General features: G+C 69.0%; 3 protein-coding genes. All 3 read left to right on the top strand.

Annotated elements, in window-relative coordinates; all coding sequences use genetic code 11:
• Positions 1-752 (top strand): biotin/lipoyl-containing protein (locus tag RKE40_RS29280; protein ID WP_316021679.1); only part of this gene is annotated, 752 nt, incomplete at its 5' end.
• 20 nt (positions 753-772) lie between these two features.
• Positions 773-2665 carry a methylmalonyl-CoA mutase subunit beta gene (locus RKE40_RS29275; protein ID WP_316021678.1) on the top strand — a complete coding sequence of 631 codons (1893 nt, stop codon included), beginning with the start codon at positions 773-775 and terminating at the stop codon, positions 2663-2665.
• Positions 2666-2677: 12 nt separating this feature from the next.
• Positions 2678-3980: methylmalonyl-CoA mutase family protein (locus RKE40_RS29270; protein WP_316021677.1), on the top strand; the 1303-nt coding region annotated here is incomplete at its 3' end.

The raw sequence follows: 3980 nt of genomic DNA, 5'->3' as shown, positions 1-3980 counted from the left end.
TCGACGGCATCCGCCACAACATCCCCTTCGTTTCGGCGCTGATGCAGCATCCGCGCTGGATTGCCGGCGAGCTCTCGACCGGCTTCATCGCCGAGGAGTTCCCGGAAGGCTTCGCCCTGCCGCAGCCGCAGGGCGAGGTGGCGCTGCGGATGGCGGCGATCGCGATCGCCTGCGACCACCGGATGAACCAGCGCAAGCGCAACGTCTCGGCGCAGATGCAGGGCTGGCGCAAGGTCGAGTTCGAGCGCGCCCGCATCGTCCAGCTTGGGGCCGAACGCTTCGAAGGCGAGGTCTCGGGTGAGAACGGGGTGGTGACGATCGCCTTTGCGGGGCGCAGCGTCAGGCTCGCCAGCGACTGGCGCCCGGGCGAGCCGGTCTGGCAGGGCACGCTGGACGGCGTCGCCATCGCGGCGCAGGTCCGGCCGATCCTCAACGGCTTCGCGCTCGGCCATGCCGGCGCCTATGCCAATGCCCATGTCTACACCGCCCGCGAGGCGCAGCTGGCGGCGCTGATGCCGGAAAAGGCCGCGCCCGACACCGGAAAATTCCTGCTCTGCCCGATGCCCGGCCTGGTCAAGGCGGTCTTCGTCGGCGTCGGCCAGGAGGTCAAGGCCGGCGAGCCGCTCGCCATGGTCGAGGCGATGAAGATGGAGAACGTCCTGCGCGCCGAAAAGGACGTCACCATCGCAAAGATCCTCGCCAGGGAAGGCGACTCCCTCGCCGTTGACGCCGTCATCATCGAATTCGCGTGAGAGATGCCACGGAGGACGCCATGCTTCCCGAAACGGTCGCCGCCGCCTTTCCGCTGCCCGATCAGGCGCAATGGCGCAGCGCCGTCGACAAGGTGCTGAAAGGCGCCGACTTCGAGAAGCGCCTCGTCTCCCAGAGCGCCGACGGTATCCGGATCGCGCCGCTCTATCCCGCCGCGCATGCCAAGACGCGGCCATTCCGCTCCGAAGCGGGCCGCTGGCACGTCGCCGCCCGGCTCGACCATCCGTCGCCCGTTTCCGCTCGTGATCTTGCGCTCGCCGACCTCGAAGGCGGCGCGGATACGCTCGTCCTCAGCTTCGCCGGCGCGCTTGCTGCCCGCGGCTACGGGCTGGTCGCCGAAGATGTCGCGGCGCTCGGCGCGGCGCTCGATGGCGTGATGCTGGACCTGATCCGGCTGCGGCTCGACCCCGCGCCGGCGGGGGAACGCAACGCCGGTTTGATCGCGGAGCTGATCGCGCGCCGCGATCTCGATCCCGCCAAGGTGGGGGTCGACTTCGGCCTCGATCCGATCGGCGTGCTCGCCAGCCATGGCGCGCTTCCAGCGACGTGGCCTGAGCTCGGCCGGAGCCTCGCCACGCTGATCGACGAACTCAGGGGGCGTGGCTTTTCCGGCCCGTTCCTGACGGTCGATACCAGGCCCTATCACGAGGCGGGGGCGAGCGAGGCGCAGGAACTCGGCGCGGCGATGGCGACGGCGATCGCCTATCTCAGGGCGCTGGAGGCCGGCGGCATGGCGCTCGACCTGGCGCGCGACGCGATCTCCTTCACGCTCGTTGCCGATACCGACGAGTTCATGACCGTGGCCAAGTTCCGGGCGGCGCGGCTGCTCTGGGAGCGCGTGCAGCAGGCCTGCGGCCTCGAAGCGAAGCCGATGGCGCTGCACGCCGAGACCGCCTGGCGCTCGCTGACCCGGCGCGATCCCTACGTCAACCAGCTGCGCGCCACGATCGCCGGTTTCTCGGCCGGGGTCGGCGGCGCGGATTCGCTCACCGTTTTGCCTTTCACCGCGGCGCTCGGCCTGCCCGACGCGTTTGCCCGGCGCGTGGCGCGGAACACCCAACTGATCCTGCTCGAAGAGGCCAATCTCTGGCGGGTCGCCGATCCGGCAGCCGGCGCCGGCGGGTTCGAGGCGCTGACGCAGGCGCTTTGCGAGCAGGGCTGGAGCAAGCTGCAGGATCTCGAACGCGAAGCTGCTGACGGGCTGCCCGGCATGGTCGCGGCGCTCGCCAATGGCCACGTCCAGCAGGGCTTGGCCCGCCAGCGTGCGCTACGTGCCAAGGCGATCGCAACCCGCCGCGAGCCGATCACCGGCACGAGTGAGTTTCCGCATCTCGGGGAAGGCGTCGTCGAGGTGCTCGCGGTTGCGCCCATGGCGGGCGGCTCTGAAGCGGCCGCTGCCGAGACGTGCCTCGTGGCGGAGGCCTTGCCGTCGCTGCGGCTGGCGGAGGATTTCGAGGCGCTGCGCGACGCCGCGGAAGCTGCGGCGGTGCAGCTCGGCAAGCGTCCGACCGCCTTCCTCGCGACGCTGGGCTCGATCGCCGATTTCACGGCGCGGGCCGGATTCGCCCGCAATCTGTTCGAGGCCGGTGGTCTCGCCGCCCCCGGCCATGACGGCTTTCCCGGCACGGCGGACACCGATCTCGCAGTGCTCGTCGCGGCCTTCGAGGCCTCGGGCGCAAGGCTCGCCTGCCTCTGCGGCTCCGATGCCGGCTATGCCAGCGAGGCGGTCGCGGCTGCGCAGGCGCTACGCGCCAAAGGCGCGACGGTCTGGCTCGCGGGCCGGCCGGGCGATCTCGAAGGCGCCCTGAACCAGGCCGGGGTGAGCGCGTTCATCTTTGCCGGCTGCGACGTGATCGAAACGCTGCGAAGCGCCCACGCCATTGCGGCGGCCTGACGGGAGTCACCGATGAGCTTGATCCCGGATTTTAGGACGCTTGGCTTTGCGGAGATCGCCGCCGCGCAGAGCGTCTCGCCCGTGACCGGCGACCTCTGGCAGACGCCGGAGGGGATTGCGGTGAAGCCGGTCTATACGGAAGCCGACCGCGCGGAGCTTTCCTTCGTCGACAGCCTGCCGGGTCTGCCGCCCTATCTGCGCGGGCCCTACCCGACGATGTATGTCAACCAGCCCTGGACGATCCGGCAATATGCCGGCTTCTCGACGGCCGAGGATTCGAACGCCTTCTACCGGAGGAACCTCGCCGCCGGGCAGAAGGGGCTCTCGGTCGCCTTCGATCTCGCCACCCATCGCGGCTATGACAGCGACCATCCGCGGGTCGGCGGCGATGTCGGCATGGCCGGCGTCGCGATCGACTCGATCTACGACATGCGCACCCTGTTCTCCGGCATCCCGCTCGGCGAGATGAGCGTCTCGATGACGATGAACGGCGCGGTGCTGCCGGTTCTGGCGCTCTACATCGTCGCGGCCGAAGAACAGGGCGTGCCGGCGGCAAAACTCTCGGGGACCATCCAGAACGACATCCTCAAGGAGTTCATGGTCCGCAACACCTATATCTATCCGCCCGGCCCCTCGATGCGGATCATCGGCGACATCTTCGCCTATACCTCGGCCAACATGCCGAAGTTCAACTCGATCTCGATCTCCGGCTACCACATGCAGGAGGCCGGGGCGACGCAGGACCTCGAGCTCGGCTACACCCTCGCCGACGGCGTCGAATATATCCGCGCCGGCCAGCGCGCCGGCCTTTCCGTCGACGTCTTCGCGCCGCGCCTGTCGTTCTTCTGGGCGATCGGCATGAACTTCTTCATGGAGGTCGCCAAGCTCAGGGCCGCAAGGCTGATCTGGGCGAAGCTGGTCAAGGATTTCGGGGCGCAGAACGAGAAGTCGCTGCCCTTGCGCACCCATTGCCAGACCTCCGGCTGGTCGCTGACGGCCCAGGACGTGTTCAACAACGTGCCGCGCACGATGATCGAGGCGATGGCGGCGACGCAGGGCCACACGCAGTCGCTGCACACCAACGCGCTCGACGAGGCGCTGGCGCTGCCGACCGACTTCTCCGCCCGCATCGCCCGCAACACCCAGATCCTGCTGGAGCAGGAGAGCGGCACGACCCGGATCATCGACCCCTGGGGCGGCTCCTATTATGTCGAGCGCTTGACCGCCGAGCTTGCGGCAAAAGCCTGGGCCCATATCCAGGAAGTCGAGGCGCTCGGCGGCATGGCCAAGGCGATCGAGGCCGGCATCCCGAAAC

Origin of the sequence: Allobosea rubneri, from assembly GCF_032464875.1 — a bacterium.
GTDB lineage: Bacteria > Pseudomonadota > Alphaproteobacteria > Rhizobiales > Beijerinckiaceae > Allobosea > Allobosea rubneri.
Note: the sequence above shows the minus strand (reverse complement) of the source record. Positions and strands in the feature narration are given on the sequence as shown.